Annotated in this window: 19 protein-coding genes and 1 pseudogene; 18 read left to right on the plus strand and 2 right to left on the minus strand. The window is 73.3% G+C overall.

Annotation, left to right across the window (positions count from 1 at the left end):
* From KWI83_RS36410 to KWI83_RS36495, 18 genes and pseudogenes are all read left to right on the plus strand, one after another.
* Positions 1-343: biotin/lipoyl-containing protein (locus KWI83_RS36410; protein ID WP_218518653.1), on the plus strand; the 343-nt coding region annotated here is incomplete at its 5' end.
* 5 nt (positions 344-348) lie between these two features.
* The gene (locus KWI83_RS36415) at positions 349-1,311 is read left to right on the plus strand and encodes a questin oxidase family protein (protein ID WP_218518654.1); all 963 of its coding nucleotides are present in this window, start codon (positions 349-351) and stop codon (positions 1,309-1,311) included.
* Between the two features lie 3 nt (positions 1,312-1,314).
* The gene (locus tag KWI83_RS36420; protein ID WP_218518655.1) at positions 1,315-1,485 is read left to right on the plus strand and encodes a hypothetical protein; all 171 of its coding nucleotides are present in this window, start codon (positions 1,315-1,317) and stop codon (positions 1,483-1,485) included.
* A gap of 88 nt (positions 1,486-1,573) precedes the next feature.
* A complete protein-coding gene (locus tag KWI83_RS36425) occupies positions 1,574-3,040 on the plus strand; it encodes an FAD-dependent monooxygenase (protein ID WP_218518656.1) in 1,467 nt (488 codons plus the stop codon).
* Positions 3,041-3,095: 55 nt separating this feature from the next.
* Positions 3,096-3,425: a TcmI family type II polyketide cyclase gene (locus KWI83_RS36430; RefSeq protein WP_218518657.1), complete on the plus strand. Its 330-nt coding sequence runs from the start codon at positions 3,096-3,098 to the stop codon at positions 3,423-3,425.
* Positions 3,422-4,693, plus strand: coding sequence for a beta-ketoacyl synthase (locus KWI83_RS36435; protein WP_218518658.1), 1,272 nt, complete (start codon positions 3,422-3,424; stop codon positions 4,691-4,693). The genes KWI83_RS36430 and KWI83_RS36435 overlap by 4 nt, the downstream gene beginning before the upstream one ends.
* Positions 4,690-5,910 carry a ketosynthase chain-length factor gene (locus KWI83_RS36440; protein ID WP_218518659.1) on the plus strand — a complete coding sequence of 407 codons (1,221 nt, stop codon included), beginning with the start codon at positions 4,690-4,692 and terminating at the stop codon, positions 5,908-5,910. The genes KWI83_RS36435 and KWI83_RS36440 overlap by 4 nt, the downstream gene beginning before the upstream one ends.
* A 767-nt stretch (positions 5,911-6,677) precedes the next feature.
* Complete coding sequence (locus KWI83_RS36445) at positions 6,678-6,950, plus strand: acyl carrier protein (protein WP_218518660.1); 273 nt, start codon at positions 6,678-6,680, stop codon at positions 6,948-6,950.
* 125 nt (positions 6,951-7,075) lie between these two features.
* Entirely contained in the window at positions 7,076-7,861 is a 786-nt protein-coding gene (gene fabG / locus KWI83_RS36450) for a 3-oxoacyl-ACP reductase FabG (protein WP_218518661.1), read from the plus strand.
* Between the two features lie 44 nt (positions 7,862-7,905).
* Complete coding sequence (locus KWI83_RS36455; RefSeq protein WP_218518662.1) at positions 7,906-8,850, plus strand: aromatase/cyclase; 945 nt, start codon at positions 7,906-7,908, stop codon at positions 8,848-8,850.
* A pseudogene (locus tag KWI83_RS36460) lies at positions 8,838-11,276 on the plus strand (SDR family oxidoreductase); the annotation flags it as partial. The gene KWI83_RS36455 and the pseudogene KWI83_RS36460, both read left to right, overlap by 13 nt.
* Positions 11,277-11,280: 4 nt before the next feature.
* Positions 11,281-12,699 (plus strand): MFS transporter, encoded by a 1,419-nt coding sequence (locus KWI83_RS36465; RefSeq protein WP_218518664.1) that lies wholly within the window; start codon positions 11,281-11,283, stop codon positions 12,697-12,699.
* A 47-nt stretch (positions 12,700-12,746) separates the two neighbouring features.
* Positions 12,747-13,196, plus strand: coding sequence for an acyl carrier protein (locus tag KWI83_RS36470; RefSeq protein ID WP_218518665.1), 450 nt, complete (start codon positions 12,747-12,749; stop codon positions 13,194-13,196).
* On the plus strand, positions 13,193-14,002 hold the full coding sequence (locus tag KWI83_RS36475) for a 4'-phosphopantetheinyl transferase superfamily protein (protein WP_308122375.1): 810 nt from the start codon (positions 13,193-13,195) through the stop codon (positions 14,000-14,002). The genes KWI83_RS36470 and KWI83_RS36475 overlap by 4 nt, the downstream gene beginning before the upstream one ends.
* A gap of 10 nt (positions 14,003-14,012) precedes the next feature.
* Complete coding sequence (locus KWI83_RS36480; RefSeq protein WP_218518666.1) at positions 14,013-15,716, plus strand: acyl-CoA carboxylase subunit beta; 1,704 nt, start codon at positions 14,013-14,015, stop codon at positions 15,714-15,716.
* On the plus strand, positions 15,713-15,943 hold the full coding sequence (locus KWI83_RS36485; RefSeq protein ID WP_308122376.1) for an acyl-CoA carboxylase subunit epsilon: 231 nt from the start codon (positions 15,713-15,715) through the stop codon (positions 15,941-15,943). The genes KWI83_RS36480 and KWI83_RS36485 overlap by 4 nt, the downstream gene beginning before the upstream one ends.
* 160 nt (positions 15,944-16,103) lie before the next feature.
* Positions 16,104-17,057, plus strand: a complete 954-nt coding sequence (locus KWI83_RS36490) for a nuclear transport factor 2 family protein (RefSeq protein WP_218518667.1) — start codon at positions 16,104-16,106, stop codon at positions 17,055-17,057.
* Between the two features lie 572 nt (positions 17,058-17,629).
* Entirely contained in the window at positions 17,630-18,595 is a 966-nt protein-coding gene (locus KWI83_RS36495) for an NAD(P)-dependent oxidoreductase (RefSeq protein ID WP_256363324.1), read from the plus strand.
* A 133-nt stretch (positions 18,596-18,728) separates the two neighbouring features.
* On the opposite strand, the gene KWI83_RS36500 is transcribed toward KWI83_RS36495, so the two are convergent.
* Together KWI83_RS36500 and KWI83_RS36505 are read right to left on the minus strand one after the other, a co-directional pair.
* A complete protein-coding gene (locus tag KWI83_RS36500) occupies positions 18,729-19,892 on the minus strand; it encodes a serine hydrolase domain-containing protein (protein WP_218518668.1) in 1,164 nt (387 codons plus the stop codon).
* A 67-nt stretch (positions 19,893-19,959) separates the two neighbouring features.
* Positions 19,960-20,406 (minus strand): organic hydroperoxide resistance protein, encoded by a 447-nt coding sequence (locus tag KWI83_RS36505; RefSeq protein WP_305733717.1) that lies wholly within the window; start codon positions 20,404-20,406, stop codon positions 19,960-19,962.
* Between the last annotated feature and the right edge of the window lie 42 nt (positions 20,407-20,448).

Here is a 20,448-nt window from a genome sequence, read left to right on the forward strand (position 1 = left end):
TCAGCGGCTGGAGGTGACGCTGCCCGCGTCGCTCGGGCGGGTGCCGGAGCTGAGCCTCGTCGGGGCGGCCGCCGCTCCCAGGCCGCGGCGCCGGAGCGCGGGCGGCGGCGCGGGCGGCGGGGTCTCCGGCGACACGCTCACCTCTCCCATGCAGGGGACCGTCGTCAAGGTCGCCGTGGCGGAGGGGCAGCGGGTCGAGCAGGGCGAGCTGGTCGTCGTACTGGAAGCGATGAAGATGGAGCAGCCGCTCACCGCGCACAAGTCCGGCACCGTCACGGGGCTGGCCGCCACGGCGGGTCAGGCCCTGTCCGCCGGTGCCGCCGTCTGCGACATCAAGGACTGATCCACGTGGCAGCACTCACCTACACCGACGCCGTGAGCGAGGCACTCCAGCGACTGCGCGGAGTCGGCTTCGAGCACGGCGGGTCCTTCGTCAACCACGCGCCGATGGCCGCCGAGGCGCTGGCGCACATGGGGTACGCCGACGAGGTGCCCGGCTGGGTCGACCACAACCTGCGCAACCGGGAGTACCACGACGTCCCCGAACGCCGGTGGGACATCGACCCGGCCGACGCGGCGGACTGGCGTGGCGCGCTCGGGAACTTCTCCCGGGTCGCCGACTGGACCGCCCTGTTCGAGCGGGAGCTGGCCGAGGCGCCGTGGACCGAGGTGCTGGCCCGCTGGTGGCCCCGGCTGCTGCCCGGCATGTCGGGGATGCTGACGCACGGGGTGATCCGGACGGCGCACGCGGTGCGCGCCGTCGCCGCCGCGGGCGAGGAGAACGAGCTCCAACTGGCCGAGCTGTCCCAGGGACTGGGCTACTGGGCCGCGCGGCACTCCACCGGCGGGGTGACCGCGGACGAGGAGCCGGGCCTGGTCCTGCCCGAGGGGGACGACGGGCGCGAGCCGGTCGTCCGGGCGCTGGACGACCTGGTCGCCGAGTACGCCGGGATCTACGCCACCGTCGCCCAGCGGCACCCGATCCCGCTGATCCACGCGGTCACGGGGCCGGCGGCGGTACGGCTGGTCGTCGAGCATCTGCCCCAGGACCAGCGCCTGCCGTCGTACCGGGTCGCCCGTGCCGTCAGCCGCCGGATGCTCGACTGGTTCCACGCCACCCCACGGCCCACGGCCCCGCTGCCCGAGGCCCCGGGCGTGGCCGAGGTGTTCGCGCGGGCCGCCGAGATCGGTGACGAGCACACGATCAAGCTTGCCGAGGTGGCGGTGCGGCATGAGGCGATCGCGCCCGATCCGCGGCACGCGGCCGCCGCGCAGGTGGCGAACGAGGGGATCGGCCGTTTCTACGGCTGAACCGTGCCCGGCCGGTTTTTGGCCACCGCGCGGCCCGCGGCCTGGCTGCCTGAGGTTTTGCGCGGGCTGGAGTTTGCCGGGGTGGGGGTGCGGCGCGAGGTGATCGTGCCCGGTCCTCGGCATGCGGTCGCGGCGCAGGTGGCGAACGAGGGGGTCGGCCGTTTCTACGGCTGAAGCGTGCCCTGCCGGTTCCTGATCGTTCCCGAGCTTTTTCTGACCCGTTCCTTCCCCGCCCGGAGGGCGGGTTGTCCCGAGGAGTGTCATGGACGCACAAGTCATCGTCGTGGGCGCCGGACCGGCCGGGATGATGCTCGCCGGTGAGCTGCGGCTCGCGGGCGTCGACGTCATCGTGCTGGAGAAGCTGGCCGCGCGGACCGGGGAGTCGCGCGGCCTCGGCTTCACCGCCCGCACCATGGAGATCTTCGACCAGCGCGGGCTGCTGCCCCGGTTCGGCGACATCGAGGTCAGCAACGTGGGCCACTTCGGTGGCCTGCCGGTCGACTTCGGTGTGCTCGACGGGGCCCACCAGGCCGCCAAGACCATTCCGCAGTCGGTCACCGAAACCGTCCTGGAGGAGTGGGCCACACAGCTCGGCGCGGACATCCGGCGACGGCACGAGGTGCTGTCCGTCAAGGAGAAGGAGGACAGCGTCGAGGTCGAGGCGCGCGGACCCGACGGTGTCCACCGGCTGCGCGCCGAGTACCTGGTCGGCTGCGACGGCGGCCGGTCCACCATCCGCAAGGCCGCCGGCTTCGACTTCCCCGGCACGGCGGCCACGCTGGAGATGTTCCTCGCCGACGTCAAGGGCATCCAGCTGGAGCCCCGGATGATCGGTGAGACCCTGCCCGGCGGCATGGTGATGGTCGGTCCGCTGCCCGGCGGGATCACCCGGCTGATCGTGTGCGAGCGGGGCACCCCGCCGCAGCGCCGGGAGCAGCCGCCGACGTGGGAGGAGGTGGCCGCGGCCTGGCAGCGGCTGACCGGCGACGACATCTCCCACGCCGAGCCGGTGTGGGTGTCGTCGTTCGGCGACGCGACCCGGCAGGTCACCGAGTACCGGCGGGGGCGGGTCTTCCTCGCGGGCGACGCCGCGCACATCCACCTGCCGGCCGGCGGCCAGGGCATGAACACCAGCATCCAGGACTCCGTCAACCTCGGCTGGAAGCTGGGCGCGGTCGTGCGGGGCCGGGCCCCGGAGGCGCTGCTCGACACCTACCACGCCGAGCGGCACCCGGTCGGCAAGCGGCTGCTGATGAACACCCAGGCGCAGGGGCTGCTGTTCCTGTCCGGGCCCGAGGTGCAGCCGTTGCGTGACGTGCTGTCGGAGCTGATCCAGTACCCGGAGGTCAGCCGCCACTTCGCGGCGATGGTGTCCGGCCTGGAGATCCGCTACGACCTCGACGGCGGCCCCCACCCGCTGCTCGGCCGCCGCCTGCCCGACGTGAAGCTGACCGGGCACCGGCTGGTCTCCTCCAGCACCGGGGCGCTGCACGCGGGCCGGGGTGTGCTGCTCGACCTCACGGACAACGAGCGGCTGCGCGACCGCGCCTGGGACTGGCAGGACCGCATCGACATCGTCACGGCCGAGCCCGTCCTGCCCGAGGACAGCCCCCTCGCCGGCACCACGGCCGTCCTCGTCCGCCCCGACGGCTACGTGGCCTGGGCGGCCCCGGGCAGCCACGCGGACCTTCCGATGGCCCTGGAGCGCTGGTTCGGCCCGGCGCGCTGAGCGCCTCCGCCCCTGCCCCGACCCACGTACCCCACGCATCGCTGAGGGAGAGACCATGCACAGCACCCTGATCGTCGCCCGGATGGACCCGGGTCACAGCCATGAGGTGGCCCGGCTGTTCAAGGAGTTCGACACCACCGAGATGCCGCACCTGATGGGCACCCGGCGCCGCCAGCTGTTCAGCTACCGCGGCCTGTACTTCCACCTCCAGGACTTCGACACCGACAACGGCGGCGAGCTGATCGAGGCGGCCAAGACCGACCCGCGCTTCGTGCAGATCAGCGAGGACCTCAAGCCGTTCATCGAGGCCTACGACCCCGCGACCTGGCGGTCCCCCGCCGACGCGGTGGCGACCCGCTTCTACGACTGGGAGGGCCGGGCGTGAGTGCCAGGCGAGTGGTCATCACCGGGGTCGGGGTCACGGCCCCCGGTGGTGTCGGCACCAAGAACTTCTGGAACCTGCTCAGCGAGGGACGTACCGCCACCCGGGGCATCACCTTCTTCGACCCGTCCTCCTTCCGCTCCCGCGTCGCCGCCGAGATCGACTTCGACCCGGAGGAGCACGGGCTGAGCCCGCAGGAGATCCGCCGGATGGACCGCGCGGCCCAGCTCGCCGTCGTCACCGCCCGCGAGGCGCTCGCCGACAGCGGCCTGGACCTGACCGGCGCGGACCCGCACCGGGTCGGCGTCACCATCGGCAGCGCGGTCGGCGCCACCATGGGCCTCGACCAGGAGTACCGCGTCGTCAGCGACGGCGGCCGACTGGACCTGGTGGACCACACCTACGCCGTACCGCACCTGTACAACTACCTGGTGCCCAGCTCCTTCGCCGCCGAGGTGGCGTGGGCGGTGGGCGCCGAGGGCCCCGCGACGGTGGTGTCCACCGGCTGCACCTCGGGCCTGGACTCCGTCGGCCACGCCGCCGAACTGATCCGCGAGGGCTCGGCCTGCGCGGTGGTGGCGGGCGCGACGGACGCCCCGATCTCGCCGATCACGCTGGCCTGCTTCGACGCCATCAAGGCCACCACCCCGCGCAACGACGACCCCGAGCACGCCTCGCGCCCCTTCGACGGGACCCGCAACGGCTTCGTGCTCGGGGAGGGTTCCGCGGTGTTCGTCCTGGAGGAGCTCCAGGGAGCGCTGCGGCGGGGCGCGCACATCTACGCCGAGATCGCCGGTTACGCCTCGCGCTGCAACGCCTTCCACATGACCGGCCTGCGCCCGGACGGCGTGGAGATGGCCGAGGCCATCACGGTGGCGCTGGACGAGGCCCGGCTGAACCCCGAGGACATCGACTACGTCAACGCGCACGGCTCGGGCACCAAGCAGAACGACCGGCACGAGACGGCCGCGTTCAAGAAGAGCCTGGGCGAGCACGCCTACCGGACCCCGGTGTCCTCCATCAAGTCGATGGTCGGGCACTCGCTCGGCGCGATCGGCTCGATCGAGATCGCCGCGTCGGTCCTCGCCATGGAGCACAACGTGGTGCCCCCGACGGCGAACCTGCACACCCCCGACCCCGAGTGCGACCTGGACTACGTGCCGCTGACGGCCCGTGAGCACCGCACCGACGCGGTGCTGAGCGTGGGCAGCGGCTTCGGTGGCTTCCAGAGCGCCATGGTGCTCGCCCGACCGGAGAGGAGCGCGGCATGAGCACGGCCGCGACGCGGACCGTCGTCACGGGGCTCGGCATAGCCGCCCCCAACGGCCTCGGTACGACCGACTACTGGGCGGCGACCCGCTCGGGCAAGAGCGGCATCGGCCGCATCACCCGCTTCGAGCCCACCGGCTACCCGGCCAAGCTGGCCGGGCAGGTGCCCGGCTTCAACGCCGCCGACCACCTGCCCAGCAGGCTGCTCGCGCAGACCGACCACATGACCCGCCTCGCGCTGGTCGCCACCGACTGGGCGCTGGCCGACGCGGGCGTCGCGCCCGCCGAGCTGCCCGCGTACGACATGGGCGTGGTCACCGCCAGCTCCTCCGGCGGCTTCGAGTTCGGCCAGGGCGAGCTGCAGAAGCTGTGGAGCCAGGGCAGCCAGTACGTGTCGGCGTACCAGTCCTTCGCCTGGTTCTACGCCGTCAACAGCGGCCAGATCTCCATCCGCAACGGCATGAAGGGCCCGAGCGGGGTGCTGGTCTCCGACCAGGCCGGCGGTCTGGACGCGCTGGCCCACGCCCGGCGGCAGATCCGCAAGGGCACCCAGCTGATCGTCTCCGGGTCGATCGACGCCTCGATCTGCCCCTGGGGCTGGGTCGCGCAACTGGCGAGCGGGCGGCTGTCCGAGGGGGAGGAGCCGGACCGGGCCTACCTGCCCTTCGACACGGCCGCCGCCGGACACGTGCCCGGCGAGGGCGGCGCGATCCTGATCCTGGAGTCCGCCGAGGCCGCCGCCCGGCGCGGTGCCCGGGTGTACGGCGAGATCGCGGGCTACGGGGCCACCTTCGACCCCGCCCCCGGCACCGGACGCCCGCCCGGCCTGCGCAAGGCCGTCGAACTCGCCCTCGCCGACGCGGGCGTGGACGCCGGCGACGTCGATGTCGTCTTCGCCGACGGGGCGGCCGTGCCCGAGCTGGACCGGATCGAGGCGGACGCGCTGAACGACGTGTTCGGGCCGCACGGGGTCATGGTCACCGCCCCCAAGACGATGACCGGCCGCCTCTACTCCGGCGCCGCCCCGCTCGACGTGGCGACCGCCCTGCTCGCCATCCGGGACGGCGTCGTACCACCCACCACCAACGTGCACCCCGACGCCTCCTACGACCTGGACCTCGTCACCGCCGAGGCCCGCCCCACCGAGATCCGCACCGCCCTGATCCTGGCCCGCGGCCACGCGGGCTTCAACGCGGCAACGGTGGTCACAGCCGCGTAGCGCCGTCCGGCGGTTTCCCCGAGCACGCCGTGCGGCGACGGACGTTGTGGCTGGCGCGCAGGGCGGTCGCGGGGTTCCGCGAGCACGCCTTGCGGGACGGTCGTCACGGCCACTGCGTGGGGCTGTCCGGCGGTGCCGCCGAGCGCGCCTTGCGGCTGCCGCGTTGGGCGGTCGCTCTGCGGCGATGGTGGTCATGGCTGCCCGCGTAGGGCCGTCCGGTGGTTCCGTGAGCGCGCCTTGCGGTGATGGTCGTCGCGGTGGCCGCGCAGGGCGGCTCGGCCGTGTGCCCGAGCGCGCCGTGCGGTGACGGTTGTTGTGGCTGGCGCGCAGGGCGGTTGCGGGTGTGCCCGAGCGCGCCTTGCGGTGATGGTCGTGGCGGCCGTGCAGGGCCGTCCGGCGGTTTCCGCGAGCGCGCCTTGCGGTGGCCGTTGTTGTGGCTGTCGCGCAGGGCGGTTCGGTGGTGTCCCCGCGTGCTCTGCGGTGACGGTCGTGACGGCCGTGCAGGGCCGTCCGGTGGTTCCGTGCGCGCGCCTTGCGGTGACGGTCGTCGCGGTCGCCGCGCAGGGCCGTCCGGCGATGTCCCCGAGTGCGCCCTGCGGCTGCCTCGTAGCCGTCGGGGAGCCCCCCCAGGCGTGCCCTGGCGCTGGTGCGCAAGGGCGTCGCCCCCCAGCGCGCCCGCGTGTCCGGTCCGTTCGTATCTCCCGCGCCGGGCCGGGCCGCGGGCGTCCGTACGTTCAACGAAAGTCCCCAGACGAGAGGACCTACCCGTGCCCACCCAGTCCTTCACCCTCGACGACCTCAAGCGCATCCTCCTGGAGTCCGCCGGGGCCGACGAGAACGTCGACCTGGACGGCGACATCCTCGACACCGACTTCGAGGAGCTCAGCTACGAGTCGCTGGCCATCCTGGAGACCTGCGGCCGTATCGAGCGTGACTACGGCATCTCGCTCGACGACGGCGTGGTCACCGAGGCCCGTACGCCGCGCGCCCTGCTGGAGATCGTCAACGCCCAGCTGGCGGAGTCGGCGCAGGCCGCCTGAGCCCGCGGTCCTGAGGCGGTACCCCTCACCCCTCACCCACCCCCACCGTGCGCCGGTGCCCGCCCCCGAGCGGGGCACCGGCGCACCCCCAGACACGCACACATGCCGACAAGGGAGCAGCAGACATGTCCGACAAGCACGAGCGGGTCGCCCTCGTCTCCGGGGCCACCAGTGGAATCGGCCTCGCGGTGGCGCGGCTGCTGGCCCAGCAGGGCCACCGCGTCTACCTCGGCTCCCGCGACGCCGACAACGTCGCCCGGACCGTCAAGGAGCTGACCGCCGAGGGCCTCGACGTCGACGGCAGCACCCTCGACGTGCGCTCGGCGCTGTCCATCGAGAACTTCGTCCAGGCCGCCGTGGACCGCTTCGGCACCGTCGACGTCCTGGTCAACAACGCGGGCCGGTCCGGCGGCGGCGTCACCGCCGACATCGACGACGAGCTCTGGTACGACGTCGTCGAGACCAACCTCAACAGCGTCTTCCGGCTCACCCGCGCGGTCCTCACCACCGGCGGCATGCGGCACAAGAACCGCGGCCGGATCATCAACATCGCCTCCACGGCCGGCAAGCAGGGCGTGGTCCTCGGCGCCCCCTACTCCGCCTCCAAGCACGGCGTCGTCGGTTTCACCAAGGCCCTCGGCAACGAGCTCGCCCCCACCGGCATCACCGTCAACGCGGTCTGCCCCGGTTACGTCGAGACGCCCATGGCGCAGCGGGTGCGCGCCGGTTACGCGGCGGCGTACGACACCACCGAGGACGCCATCATGGAGAAGTTCACGGCGAAGATCCCGCTCGGCCGCTACTCCACCCCCGAGGAGGTCGCCGGGCTGGTCGGCTACCTCGCCTCCGACACCGCCGCCTCCATCACGGCACAGGCCCTCAACGTCTGCGGCGGCCTCGGCAACTTCTGATCCGCCCGATCCGCCCGCCCCCGTACCCTTCGAGGAGTTCACGCATGTCCGCATCCGAGCTGCGGGAAGTCGAGCACGAGATCACGATCTCGGCCCCGGCCGCCGAGGTCTACCGGCTGATCGCCGACGTGGCGAACTGGCCGCGGATCTTCCCCCCGACCATCTACGTCGACCACCTGGAGCGCTCCGGCACCGAGGAGCTGATCCGGATCTGGGCGACCGCCAACGGCGAGCCCAAGAACTGGACCTCGCGCCGCGTCCTGGACCCGGACGCCCTGCGGATCACCTTCCGCCAGCAGGTCTCCACCCCGCCGGTCGCCTCCATGGGCGGCACCTGGATCATCGAGCCGCAGGACGGGACGACCTCGCGCGTGCGGCTGCTGCACGACTACACGGCCGTCGACGACGACCCCGCGAGCCTGAAGTGGATCGACGAGGCCGTGGACCGCAACTCGCGCTCGGAACTCGCGGCCCTGAAGACCAACGTCGAACTCGCCGCCGCCTCCGCGGAGCTGACGTTCTCCTTCGAGGACACCGTCGAGGTCGCGGGGTCCGCCAAGGACGTCTACGACTTCGTCAACGAGGCCGGTCTGTGGTCCGAGCGGCTGCCGCACGTGGCGACCGTCCGGCTCACCGAGGACACTCCGGGCCTGCAGACCCTGGAGATGGACACCCGCGCCAAGGACGGCTCCACGCACACCACCAAGTCGTACAGGGTGTGCCTGGAGGGCCGGAAGATCGCCTACAAGCAGACCACGCTTCCGGCCCTGATGAACCTGCACACCGGCTACTGGACGTTCACCGACACCGACACCGGCTGCACCGCCTCCTCGCAGCACACCGTCGTGCTGCGCCCGGAGAACATCGAGAAGATCCTCGGTCCCGGGGCGGGCGTCGCCGAGGCCCGGGAGTACGTGCGCTCGGCGCTGAGCACCAACAGCCGCGCCACCCTGGGCCACGCCAAGGCGTACGCCGAAGCGAGGCGCTGACCATGGCCGGCGCCGACGCTGCCGTTACGGACGTCGTCGTGGTCGGCGCCGGACCCGTCGGGCTGATGCTCGCCGGGGAACTGCGGCTCGGCGGCGCCGACGTGACCGTACTGGAACGCCTCGACGCCCCGACGACGGAGTCGCGGGCGTCCACACTGCACGCGCGGACCATGGAACTGCTGAAGCAGCGCGGCCTGCTCGACGGGCCCGGCGGTTTCGGCGACCCGCTGCCGCCGCACGAACCGCGCGGCCACTTCGGCGGACTGCCCCTCGACCTCACGCTGCCCAGCCCCTACCCCGGGCAGTGGAAGGTGCCGCAGGTGCGCACCGAGGAACTCCTCGGCGCCCGCGCGGCCCGCCTCGGCGCCCGCGTCCTGCGCGGCCACGAGGTCACCGGACTGACCCAGCACCAGGACCATGTCACGGTGACGGCCCGGCACGCCGGGCGGCGGGTGACGTTCACCGCGCGGTACGTCGTCGGCTGCGACGGCGAGCAGTCGGCCGTACGGCGGCTCGCGGGCGTCGACTTCCCCGGCAACGACGCCGAACGGGAGCTGATCCGCGCCGACGTCGACGGCATCGAGATCCGCAACCGGCGGTTCGAACGGCTGCCGAAGGGGCTCGCCATCGCCGCCCGGCGCGGGGACGGCGTCACCCGCGTGATGGTCCACCGGTTCGGCACCCCGCCGCGCGCCGGTGAGGCGGACTTCGCCGACATCGTCGCCGCGTGGCGCGAGGTCACCGGCGAGGACATCTCGCACGGCACCCCGCTGTGGGTCAACTCCTTCGGCGACGCCTCCCGGCAGGCCGTGCGCTACCGCACCGGTCGCGTGCTGCTCGCCGGTGACGCCGCCCACCAGCAGATGCCGATCGGCGGCCAGGCCCTCAACCTCGGCCTCCAGGACGCCGTCAACCTCGGCTGGAAACTGGCGGCCACCGTGCGCGGGCGCGCCCCGGACGGGCTCCTCGACACCTACCACGAGGAACGGCACGCGGTCGGCCGCCGGGTCCTGTCCAACATCCGCGCCCAGGCACGGCTGCTGCTGGGCGGGCCGGAGGTGGAGGCGCTGCGCTCGGTGATCGGCGAGCTGACGTCGTACGAGCGGGTGCGGGCGCATCTGGCGGGGATGATCAGCGGGCTGGACGTGCGGTACGCACCGGTGGAGGAGCCGCGCCCACCGGCGTGGGCGACCGGGAACGAGCAACGCCGGTCCACCGGCACGCCCGCCGACGGGCCCCTGCTCGTCGGATCCCGGCTGCCGGACGCGCCCCTCGCGGAGGTCGCCCGCCCGGCGGGAACCGCCGCTTCGCCCGCCGGGCACGCGACCACCACCCTGGACCTGCTCCGCGCCGCGCGCGGCCTGCTGCTCGTGCTGACCGACGCGTCGGAGGCGTTCGCGGAGGTGGCACGGACGTGGTCCGGCGCCGTCGACACCGTGACCGCGCGCCCCGCCGACGGCGGCGCACTGCCCGACGTGGCCGCCCTCCTCGTACGACCCGACGGATACCTCGCCTGGGCGGGCGACACGCCCGACGGTCTTCAGGCGGCGCTCGCCCGGTGGTTCACGCCCGGCGTGCACGCTCCCGAGCCACCCACCCCACCGGTGGCGCACGCACCCCACCCCGCTCACCCCCACCGACAACACAACGTCAGGAGAAGGAAGATGGGCAACCTGACCGGCAGGACGGCGCTCGTCACGGGCGCCAGCCGAGGCATGGGCCGGGCCACCGCCGAGCGGCTCGCCCGCGACGGCGCGCTGGTCGCCGTGCACTACGGCACCAGCGAGGACGCGGCCGCCGAGGTCGTCGCCGGGATCGAGAAGGACGGCGGCCGGGCCTTCGCCGTGAAGGCCGAACTCGGCACCCCCGGCGACGTGCACGAGCTGTTCCTCGCCCTGGAGGAGGGCCTGAAGGAGCGCACCGGATCCACCGAGCTGAACATCCTGGTCAACAACGCCGGTGTGATGGGCGGGGTGAAGCCCGAGGACACCACGCCGGAGATGTTCGACCGGATCTTCGCCGTCAACGCCAAGGCGCCGTTCTTCCTCATCCAGCGCGCGCTGACGAACATGCCCGACGGCGGGCGGATCGTGAACATCTCCTCGGGGCTGACCCGGTTCGCCAACCCCGACGAGATCGCGTACGCGATGAGCAAGGGCGCCATCGAGCAGCTCGCCCTGCACTACGCCAAGGCGCTCGGCCCGCGCGGCATCACCGTCAACAGCGTCGCCCCCGGCATCACCCGCAACGGCAACCCGCTGTTCGACATCCCCGAGGCCGTCGAGGCGATGGCGGCGCTGTCCACCTTCAACCGGGTCGGCGAACCGCAGGACGTCGCCGACGTCGTCGCCTTCCTCGTCTCCGACGATGCCCGCTGGGTCACCGGCTCCTTCGTCGACGCCAGCGGCGGAACTCTCCTGGGGTGACGCCATGACCAGGACGCACCCCGCGCCCGAGGTCGGCACCGGGGACGGGCGGTGGAGCCCGCGGCTGTGGGGGCTCCTGCTCGTGCTGGCCGGCAACATGCTCATCGACGCGCTCGAAGTGTCCGTGGCGGTCGTGGCGCTGCCCTCGATCGGCACGGACCTCGGGCTGCCGCTGACCGACGCGCACTGGGCGATGACCGGCTTCGCCGTCGGCTTCGGCGGCCTGCTGCTGTTCGGCGCCCGGGTGGTGAGCCTGCTGGGGCGCCGCCGGGTCTATCTGGCGGCGCTGCTCGCCTTCGCCGCCGCCTCCGCCCTGAGCGCGCTCGCCCAGGAGCCGGCGCTGCTCGTCGCGACCCGTCTGGTCAAGGGCTTCTGCGCGGCGCTGACCGCCCCCACCGGCCTCGCCATCATCGCCACCGCCTTCCCGCAGGGCCCGCCCCGCGACCGGGCGGTGTCCGTCTACGCCCTGTTCGGCGCCGGCGGCTTCACCGCCGGGCTGCTGCTGTCCGGCTGGCTCACCGAGTTCAGCTGGCGGCTGTCCTTCGCGTTCCCGGCCCCGGTCGTGCTGCTCCTCTTCGCCCTCGGCCTCAAGCTGATCCCGGGCGAGGAGGCGCGGGAAGCGAGCACCACCCCACGCCGGTACGACATCACCGGCGCCGTCACCTTCACGGCGGCGCTCCTCGCCCTGGTGTACGGCATCGGCGCCGTATCCGCGCACGGCTGGACCGCCCCCCGGGCCGCCGGGCCGCTCGCCGCGGCCGTGCTGCTGCTCGTGGCCTTCGCGGTCGTCGAACGCACCACGCCCGAACCCCTCGTCAAACCCCTGCGCAACGCGGCGCTGATCCGGTCGGCGCTCGGCGCGGCCTGCCTCAACGGCTCCTATCTGGGGCTGCTGTTCGTGCTGACGTACCAGATGCAGACCGTCGCCGGCTGGTCGCCGCTGACGGCCGCGCTGGCCCTCGTACCGGCCGCCGCCCCGCCCGCGATCACCGCGCTCGCCTCCGGGCGCCTGGTCGCCCGCTTCGGCGCACCCCGGCTGATCGCGGGCGGCGCCGCCTGCGCTTTCGCCGGGTACCTGCTCCAACTCGGCCCGTCCTGGCCGCTCGACTACCCCGCCCGGCTGCTGCCGACGCTGCTGCTGGTCGGGGCCGCCTTCGTGCTGTCCTTCGCCGCGCTGAACATGCGGGCGACCGCACGGCTGAGCCCCGCCGACCGGGGCGCGGGCAGCGGCCTGTACCAGACGGCCGTACAACTCGCCGCGGCGATCGCCGTCGCGGCCGTCGCAGCGCTGCTCGCCGCCACCGCGGTGCCCGGCGCCACCGAGGCCGAGGCCGTCGAGGCCTGCCGGCCCGCGCTGGTGCTCGTGGCCGCACTCGGCGGTCTCGGACTGCTCGTCGGCCTCACCGGACTCCGGCGCCCCTGAGCCGTCCCGCCCTTCCGTCCACCCATCCACTCCCAACGGGGCACGCCATGGACCAGACCACGAAGACCTGGGTCTTCGACGACCTTGATGATCTCGACGACATCGACTACGAGTTCGAGCAGGACTTCGTCGTCGAGGTGCACCCCCCGGACCCGGCCCACCTGGCCGCCTGCGGCGAGACCGAGCGGGTCCGGCTGATCGACGAGTACGTACGGGCCGAGCTCGCCCGGGTGCTGCGGGTGCCGCCGCACACCATCGACACCGAGGGCCGCCCGATGAACAGCCTCGGCATCGGATCCATCAACGGCCTCGAACTCCAGCGCCGCATGGAGGCGGCCCTCCACCTCGACGTCAACCTCAACATGCTGCTGCGCGCCAACAGCGCCGCCGAACTCATCGAGTGCCTGTCCGGGCAACTCGGCCCCGGGGACAGCCCGCACAAGCGCGGCGGACAGGGCGTCCACCCGGTCTCGCACGACGGGCCGGGCACGACGTGATCCCCGAGCTGGTGGTCCGCGAGGGACCCGAGACCGCGACGACGCGGCGGCCGGCCCCCGGGCAGCTCGACGTGTGGCTGGTGCGCCGGCCCCGGCTGGAGACGGCGGCCGAGCTGCTGGACCTGTCCGAGCTGGACGACGCGGAACGCCGGCGTACCGCCTCCTTCGTCCGCCCCACCGACGGCATCACGTACGCGTCCGCGCATGTCGCGCTGCGCCGACTGCTCGGCGCCTACCTGGGGCTGGCGCCGCGCGAGGTGCCGTTCGTGCGGGAGCCCTGCCCCGGGTGCGGCAAGCCGCACGGGCGGCCCGCCGTCGCCCATCCCGACCCGCCGCTGCACTTCTCCCTGGCGCACAGCCACGGCATGGCCGTCGTCGCCGTCGCCGCCACCGTGATCGGCGCCGACGTGGAGCGGCTGCCCAGGGACGAGACCGTCGAGGTGTGCGCCCCGGCGCTGCACCCGGGGGAGCAGGCGGAGCTGGCGGGTCTCGCCGCCGAGGAGCGGCGTGAGCTGTTCGGGCGGATGTGGACCCGCAAGGAGGCCTACCTCAAGGCGCTCGGCACCGGCCTGTCCCGGGATCCGGCCCAGGACTACCTGGGGGCCGACCGGCGCCGCCGCCCGCCCGGGTGGACGCTGCTGGACCTGCCGTCCGGGCCTCGCCACAACGCCGCCGTCGCGGTGCTGGGCGGGGCCCCGGAGCAGGTCACCGTGCGCTGGGTGCCCCCGACCGCGCTGTACGCCGGCGGGACGGTGGACCTGGACGCCGACGGCATGAGCACGCATGAACCTGACTGGGGAGCGTGAGAGGCACCACATGACGACCGACCAGAAGACCGGCCAGAAGACCGGCCAGAAGACCGGCCAGAAGACCGGCCAGAAGTCCGGCCAGAAGCCGGACAGCAAGCAGTCAGCCCCCGGAACACCGGCCGCCGACCGGCCGAGCCTGCACGACCGTGAGCACCGCGGTCAGTGGAGCGCCGCGGAACGGCTGGAGGAACTGAGCCTGATCAAGCAGGCCGCCCGGCACGGCGATCCGCTGGCCACCGAGCGGCAGCACGCCAAGGGCAAGCTCACCGCCCATGAACGGATCGAACTCCTGCTCGACGAGGGGTCGTTCACCGAGGTCGAGATGTTGCGCCGACACCGGGCGACCGGCTTCGGACTGGAGAAGAAACGTCCCTACACCGACGGTGTGATCACCGGCTGGGGCACGGTCCACGGCCGTACGGTCTTCGTCTACGCGCATGACTTCCGCATCTTCGGCGGCGCCCTCGGCGAGGCCCACGCCCAGAAGATCCACAAGATCATGGACATGGCCATGGCGGCCGGGGCACCGCTGGTGTCCCTGAACGACGGCGCGGGCGCCCGGATCCAGGAGGGCGTCAGCGCGCTCGCCGGCTACGGCGGCATCTTCCAGCGCAACACGCGCGCGTCCGGCGTCATCCCGCAGATCAGCGTGATGCTCGGCCCGTGCGCGGGCGGCGCCGCCTACAGCCCCGCCCTGACCGACTTCGTCTTCATGGTCCGCGACATCGCCCAGATGTTCATCACCGGACCCGACGTGGTCAAGGCGGTCACCGGCGAGGAGATCTCCCAGAACGACCTCGGCGGCGCCGACGTGCACGCGACCACCTCCGGCGTCGCCCACTTCGCGTACGACGACGTGCGCGCGTGCATGGAGGACGTGCGGTACCTGCTGTCCCTGCTGCCGTCCAACAACCGCGACCTGCCGCCCAGGGTGCCGAGCACCGACCCGGCCGACCGGCGCACCGACCGGCTGCTGGACGTCGTGCCCGAGGACCCGAGCCGGGTGTACGACGTCCGGGCCGTCATCGAAGAAATCGTCGACGACGGCGATTACTTCGAGGTCCACCCGGGCTGGGCGACCAACGTGGTGTGCGCGCTGTCCCGGCTGGACGGCGAGGTCGTCGGCATCGTCGCCAACCAGCCGGCCTCCTTCGCCGGGGTGCTCGACATCGACGCCAGTGAAAAGGCGGCGCGGTTCGTGCAGTTCTGCGACGCCTTCAACATCCCGATCGTCACCCTGATCGACGTACCGGGCTTCCTGCCGGGCGTCGACCAGGAGCACAACGGGATCATCCGGCGCGGCGCCAAGCTGCTGTACGCCTACTGCAACGCCACGGTGCCGCGCATCTCGCTGGTGCTGCGCAAGGCCTACGGCGGCGCGTACATCGTGATGGACTCGCGTTCCATCGGCACCGACCTGGCGCTGGCCTGGCCGTCCAACGAGATCGCGGTGATGGGCGCGGAGGGCGCGGCGAACGTCATCTTCCGCCGGGAGATCGCCGCCTCCGACGACCCGGACGCCACCCGCGCCCAGAAGATCAAGGAGTACCAGGCGGAGCTGATGCACCCCTACTACGCCGCCGAACGCGGCCTGATCGACGACGTGATCGACCCCCGGGACACCCGCCTGGCCCTCGTCCGCGCCCTGTCCATGCTGCGCAGCAAGCAGGCCGACCTGCCGTGCCGCAAGCACGGCAACCCACCGCAGTGAACGCGCAGGACGCGCTGGTCATCAAGGTCGTCAAGGGCACCGCGACCCCGGCCGAACTCGCGGCCCTGACCAGCGTGCTGCTCTCCCGCGCCGCCGCCCTCGCGGCAATCGGCCCCGGCCTGCAGGACCAGGCCCCCACCCCCACGGCGACCTGGCGCCGCCCGGAACGCCTCCGGGCCCACCGCGATCCACGGGGCTGGCGGGTCTCGGGCAGCCGGGCGGCGTAGGCGCTCCGCCGGAGGTGCCGCGCGGCGCCGTCGATCGCCCGCGGCGCCGTCGTGGCTGGTCGCGCCCACGCGGCGGAGCCGCATATCGATGCAGCCCCGCGCCCCTGCAGGGCGCTGCCGAGCCACCGATCCGATCAGTAGGAAACGGAGCTTCTTCCCCATGACCTCCCCGCACCTAGAACAGAGCGACTCCATCACCCTCCCGCGAGCCGAACTCGACGCCCTGCGGGAGCGGTTGCGCGAGCTGGCCGACCGGGTCGAGATCAGCGAACTCGTCGACCGGTACGTCACCCTGCTCGACGCCCAGGACGCCCACGGGTACGACGACAGCTGGCCGCGTACGGTCTTCACCGACGACTGCCGACTGGAGTTCCCGGTCGGCACGGTGCACGGCCTGGACACGGCCGCCGCCTTCCACTTCGACCGGAAGTCACGCTTCGCCCGCACCCACCACCTGGCCTCCAACCACGGCATCACACTGGACGGCGACACCGCCCGCTTCCGCGTCCACGTCTTCGCCTCCCACGTCCACCACGACGACGGCCCCGACCCCGGTGGCCGCTTCGACATCGGCGGCTACAGCGAGGGTGAGGCCGTACGCACCCCGGACGGCTGGCGGATCAGCCGCTGGCGCTTCCACCTGGTGTGGTCCGACGGCGCGGGACCGCGCCCGGGCCCCCCACCCACCGCCCTGCGCAGCTCCCAGCCCCGGCCGCGCGCCCAGCGCCCGACCGACGCCCCCGCACCGCGAAAGGACGACACCGTGTCAGGAACCCCGGCCGCCACCCTGGACCTCGACGCCCTGCGCACCGCCTCCGGCGACGCCCGGCTGCGGGCCATCGAGGCGTTCGTCTGCCGCACCCTGGAGACGTACCTCGACGTCCCGCCCGCCCACCGCATCCACCGCAACCGCCCGCTCTACGCCCAGGGCATCGACTCCCTCGCCGCCCTGGCCTTCCAGCGCAAGCTGGAGAACGCCCTGCGGATCCCGGTCCCCACCCACCACCTCCTGCGCGAGCAGTCGGTCAGCGAACTCGCCGCCACACTCGACGACCTACTCACGCACGCGGACCGGTCGGAGCGCCCCCGGGAGGCAGCGACGGCCTCGGCGTAGGCACCACCGGGGCCACGGCCCACCGGCGCCACCGACGCCACGGGCCACCTGGGCCACGGGAGCCACCGGCGCGCCACCGGGTGCAAGGGCCACCTGGGCCACCCAGCCACCGGCGCGCCACCGGGGCGAGGGGCCACCGGCGCGCCACCTGGGCCACGGGGCCACGCGGGCCGGCGCGCCGCCGAGGCCATCAGGGCCAATGGGGCGCACCAGGCCCGCCGGCCACCGAAGCCACGTGGGCCACCCGGCCACCTCACGCACGCGGACCGGTCGGAGCGCCGCCGGGAGGCGGCGACGGCCTCGTCCCCCGGGCCACCGGCGCGCCACCTGGCCACGCTGCAACCGGCGCCACCGAGCCACCGACGGGGGCGGCGGGAACCCCGCCCCCTGCGGCCCTCGCCCTGCGTCCCCTGCGCTCCCTCGCCCCTGCACCCCTCGCCCCTGCGCTCCCTCGCTCCTGCGGCCCCGGCCGACCCCAAGGCCCCTTGCCGCTCGGGCCGTCGGTGTAGAAAAGTGACGCCACGACACGTCTGATCACCCCCCTGATCTCTGACCCCGGCGGAAGGCCGCACTTGAGCCCCGAACGCATACTGGTCACCGGCGGCACCGGTTTCATCGGCTCGCATGTCGTCCCCCTCCTGCGGACCGCGTCCGCCGCCCCGCACGGCCCCGCCCTCCGCCTGCTCACCCACCACCGCCCCGGCCCCGACGCCACCGGCGGCGGCCTTCAGACCGTGCACGGCGACCTCGCCGACCCCGCCTCGCTGCGCGGCGTCTGCGACGGCGTCACCACCGTCCTCCACCTCGCCGCCCGCATCGGCGGCACCCCCGAGGAGTGCCGGACCGTCAATGAAGAGGGCACCCGCGCCCTGCTCGCCGAGGCGGCCCGGGCGGGCGTACGCCGGATCGTGCAGCTCGGCACCGCCGCCGTCTACGGCGACGGACCGCACCGCGGCGAGCGCGAGGGCCGCATCGCCGAGCGGCCGGTCTCCCCGACCAGCGAGACCCGCCTCGCCGGCGAACGGCTGGTCCTGGCCGCCGGCGGCACCGTCGTACGCCCGTACCTCGTCTACGGCGAGGGCGACACCTGGGTCGTGCCCGGCCTCGTCCAGCTGCTGCGCCGCGTGCCCCACTGGGTGGACGGCGCGGGCGCCCGCCTCTCCCTGATCTCGGCGCCCGTCCTCGCCCGCGCCCTGACCGAACTGGCCCTCGCGCCCCACGACCCGGCGCCGCCCGCGGGCCGCATGCTGCACGCCGCGCACCCCGAGCCGGTGACCCTGCGGGAACTCGTGACGACCATCTGCCAGGCCCTGGACCTGCCCCTGCCCAGCGGCGAGATCACCCTCGACGAGGCCCTGCACCGCCTCGACACGTACGGTCCCGGCGCCCGCCGCCCACTCGCCCTGGTGACCGTCGACCGCTGGTACGACAGCCGCGCCCTGTGGTCCCTGCTGAGCACGGGCCCAGGAGCGCCTTTCGCGGAGGCGTTCGAGGAATGCGCCCCGTGGTACCGCCGGGCCTTGGCCGACGCCCGGTAGGCCCGCTGCGGTGTCCCGCATCCCGCACCCCGCGCAGTGCCGGGCGCGTGTTCGCCTGGTGATCGTCGACCGCTGGTACGACAGCGGCGCCCCCTGATACCCCCGAGCCCTGGCCGACCCCCGGTAGGCCCGTTCAGGCGTCCAGCGCCCCCCGCAGCGCCCGCACCAGCGCCTGCGCCCGTGGGTCCGCCGTCACGCTCTTGTGGAAGCCGTTGGTGACATAGCCGAAGGCGATGCCCGACTCGGGGTCGGCGAAGCCGAGGGCGCCGCCGCGCCCGGGGTGGCCGAAGGACGTGGAAGAGAGCAGCGGGGACGCGCTGCCGTGCAGCATGTAGCCGAGCCCGAAGCGCGTGCCGACGACGAGTACCCGGTCCGGCCCCGCCGACTGCTCCGCGCGCGCCAGTTCCACCGTCTCCGGCGTGAACAGCCGTACCCCGTCGTCCACTTCGCCGATCAGCGAGGCGTAGAAGCGGGCGAGTCCGTCCGCCGTCGCGATGCCGTTGGAGGCGGGCAGGGCGGCGGCCCGGTAGACGGGGTCGTTCTCGTCGGGCGTCGGGGATATCGCGGCGAAGGCGCGGCGGGTGAGGGAGTCCGGGTCGGCGTACGCGTCGGCCACCGCCCGTTTCGGCCGCGTCCTCAGCCCGTTCGCCGCATCCGGGGCCTCGACCTTGCCGACCCGCCCCACGCGCGCCGTCTCATTCTCCGGCAGCCCGAGCCACAGCTCCGCCCCGACCGGCCCGGCGATCTCGTCGGCGATCCACTGCCCGACCGAACGCCCGCTGACCCGCCGGACCACCTCACCGACCAGCCAGCTGTACGTCTGCGCGTGATACCCGTGCGCGCTCCCCGGTTCCCACACCGGCGCCTGCGCGGCCACCGCCGCGGCGCCGAGATCCGGGTCGGCGGCCTCGGCCACGGTCAGCGGCCGGTCCAGCACCGGCACTCCGGCCCGGTGCGCGAGCAGATGCCCCACGAGGGTCCGCTCCTTGCCCGCCGCCTTGTACTCCGGCCACAGCTCACCGACCGGCGCGTCCAGGTCCAGCTCGCCCCGCTGACGCAGCAGCAGCAGTACGGCGGCGGCGACGCCCTTCGTCGCCGAGCGCACGATCTGCGCGGTGCCGTGCTCCCAGGGCGCCGTACCGTCGACGTCCTTCGTGCCGCCCCACAGGTCGACGACCCTGTGCCCGTCCCGGTAGACGGTCACGGCGGCGCCCCGCTCGCCGAGCACCTCGAAGTTCCGTAGGAACGCTTCCCTGACCGGCTCGAAGCCCTCGGCCACGGTGCCGTTCACGTCCACGTCCGTACTCCGTTCACTTCACTCACCCACGACAGTGGGTGCAACGCACACGAACAGCCTGCGATTCCTAACCCAGCAGGATCGTGACGTCGATGTTGCCGCGGGTGGCGTTGGAGTACGGGCACACCTCGTGGGCCTCCTCCACCAGCTTCGCCGCGATGTCCGCGTCGAGGACCGGCAGGGAGACGCTCAGGGCGACCGCGAGTCCGTAGCCGCGCTGCTTGTTGGGGCCGATGCCTACCTTCGCGGCGACCGTGGAGCCGGTCAGGTCGAAGCCGGACCGGTTGCCGACCAGGATCAGGGCGTTGTGGAAGCAGGTGCTGTAACCGGCCGCGAACAGCTGCTCGGGGTTGGTGCCGTTGCCGTCACCGCCCAGTTCCGGCGGCATCGCCACCTTCAGCTCGATCTGCCCGTCCTGGCTGGTGACATAGCCGTCCCGGCCGCCGTGCGAGGTGGCCTCGGCGACGTACATGACCTTCGTCGGACGGGTGTCGGCAGCGGAACCGTCGGTCAAGGGTGGCCTCCCCCGGAAACATGAAACCCGCAACTACATCGT

This window comes from Streptomyces sp. TRM70350, assembly GCF_019219825.1.
Classification (GTDB): domain Bacteria; phylum Actinomycetota; class Actinomycetes; order Streptomycetales; family Streptomycetaceae; genus Streptomyces.

Bases quoted from the DNA above. Each gene is read 5' to 3' on its own strand.
- KWI83_RS36425 (WP_218518656.1), top strand. From the start codon at position 1,574: ATGGACGCACAAGTCATCGTCGTGGGCGCCGGACCGGCCGGGATGATG.
- KWI83_RS36430 (WP_218518657.1), top strand. From the start codon at position 3,096: ATGCACAGCACCCTGATCGTCGCCCGGATGGACCCGGGTCACAGCCAT.
- KWI83_RS36440 (WP_218518659.1), top strand. From the start codon at position 4,690: ATGAGCACGGCCGCGACGCGGACCGTCGTCACGGGGCTCGGCATAGCC.
- fabG (WP_218518661.1), top strand. From the start codon at position 7,076: ATGTCCGACAAGCACGAGCGGGTCGCCCTCGTCTCCGGGGCCACCAGT.
- KWI83_RS36455 (WP_218518662.1), top strand. From the start codon at position 7,906: ATGTCCGCATCCGAGCTGCGGGAAGTCGAGCACGAGATCACGATCTCG.
- KWI83_RS36465 (WP_218518664.1), top strand. From the start codon at position 11,281: ATGACCAGGACGCACCCCGCGCCCGAGGTCGGCACCGGGGACGGGCGG.
- KWI83_RS36470 (WP_218518665.1), top strand. From the start codon at position 12,747: ATGGACCAGACCACGAAGACCTGGGTCTTCGACGACCTTGATGATCTC.
- KWI83_RS36480 (WP_218518666.1), top strand. From the start codon at position 14,013: ATGACGACCGACCAGAAGACCGGCCAGAAGACCGGCCAGAAGACCGGC.
- KWI83_RS36490 (WP_218518667.1), top strand. From the start codon at position 16,104: ATGACCTCCCCGCACCTAGAACAGAGCGACTCCATCACCCTCCCGCGA.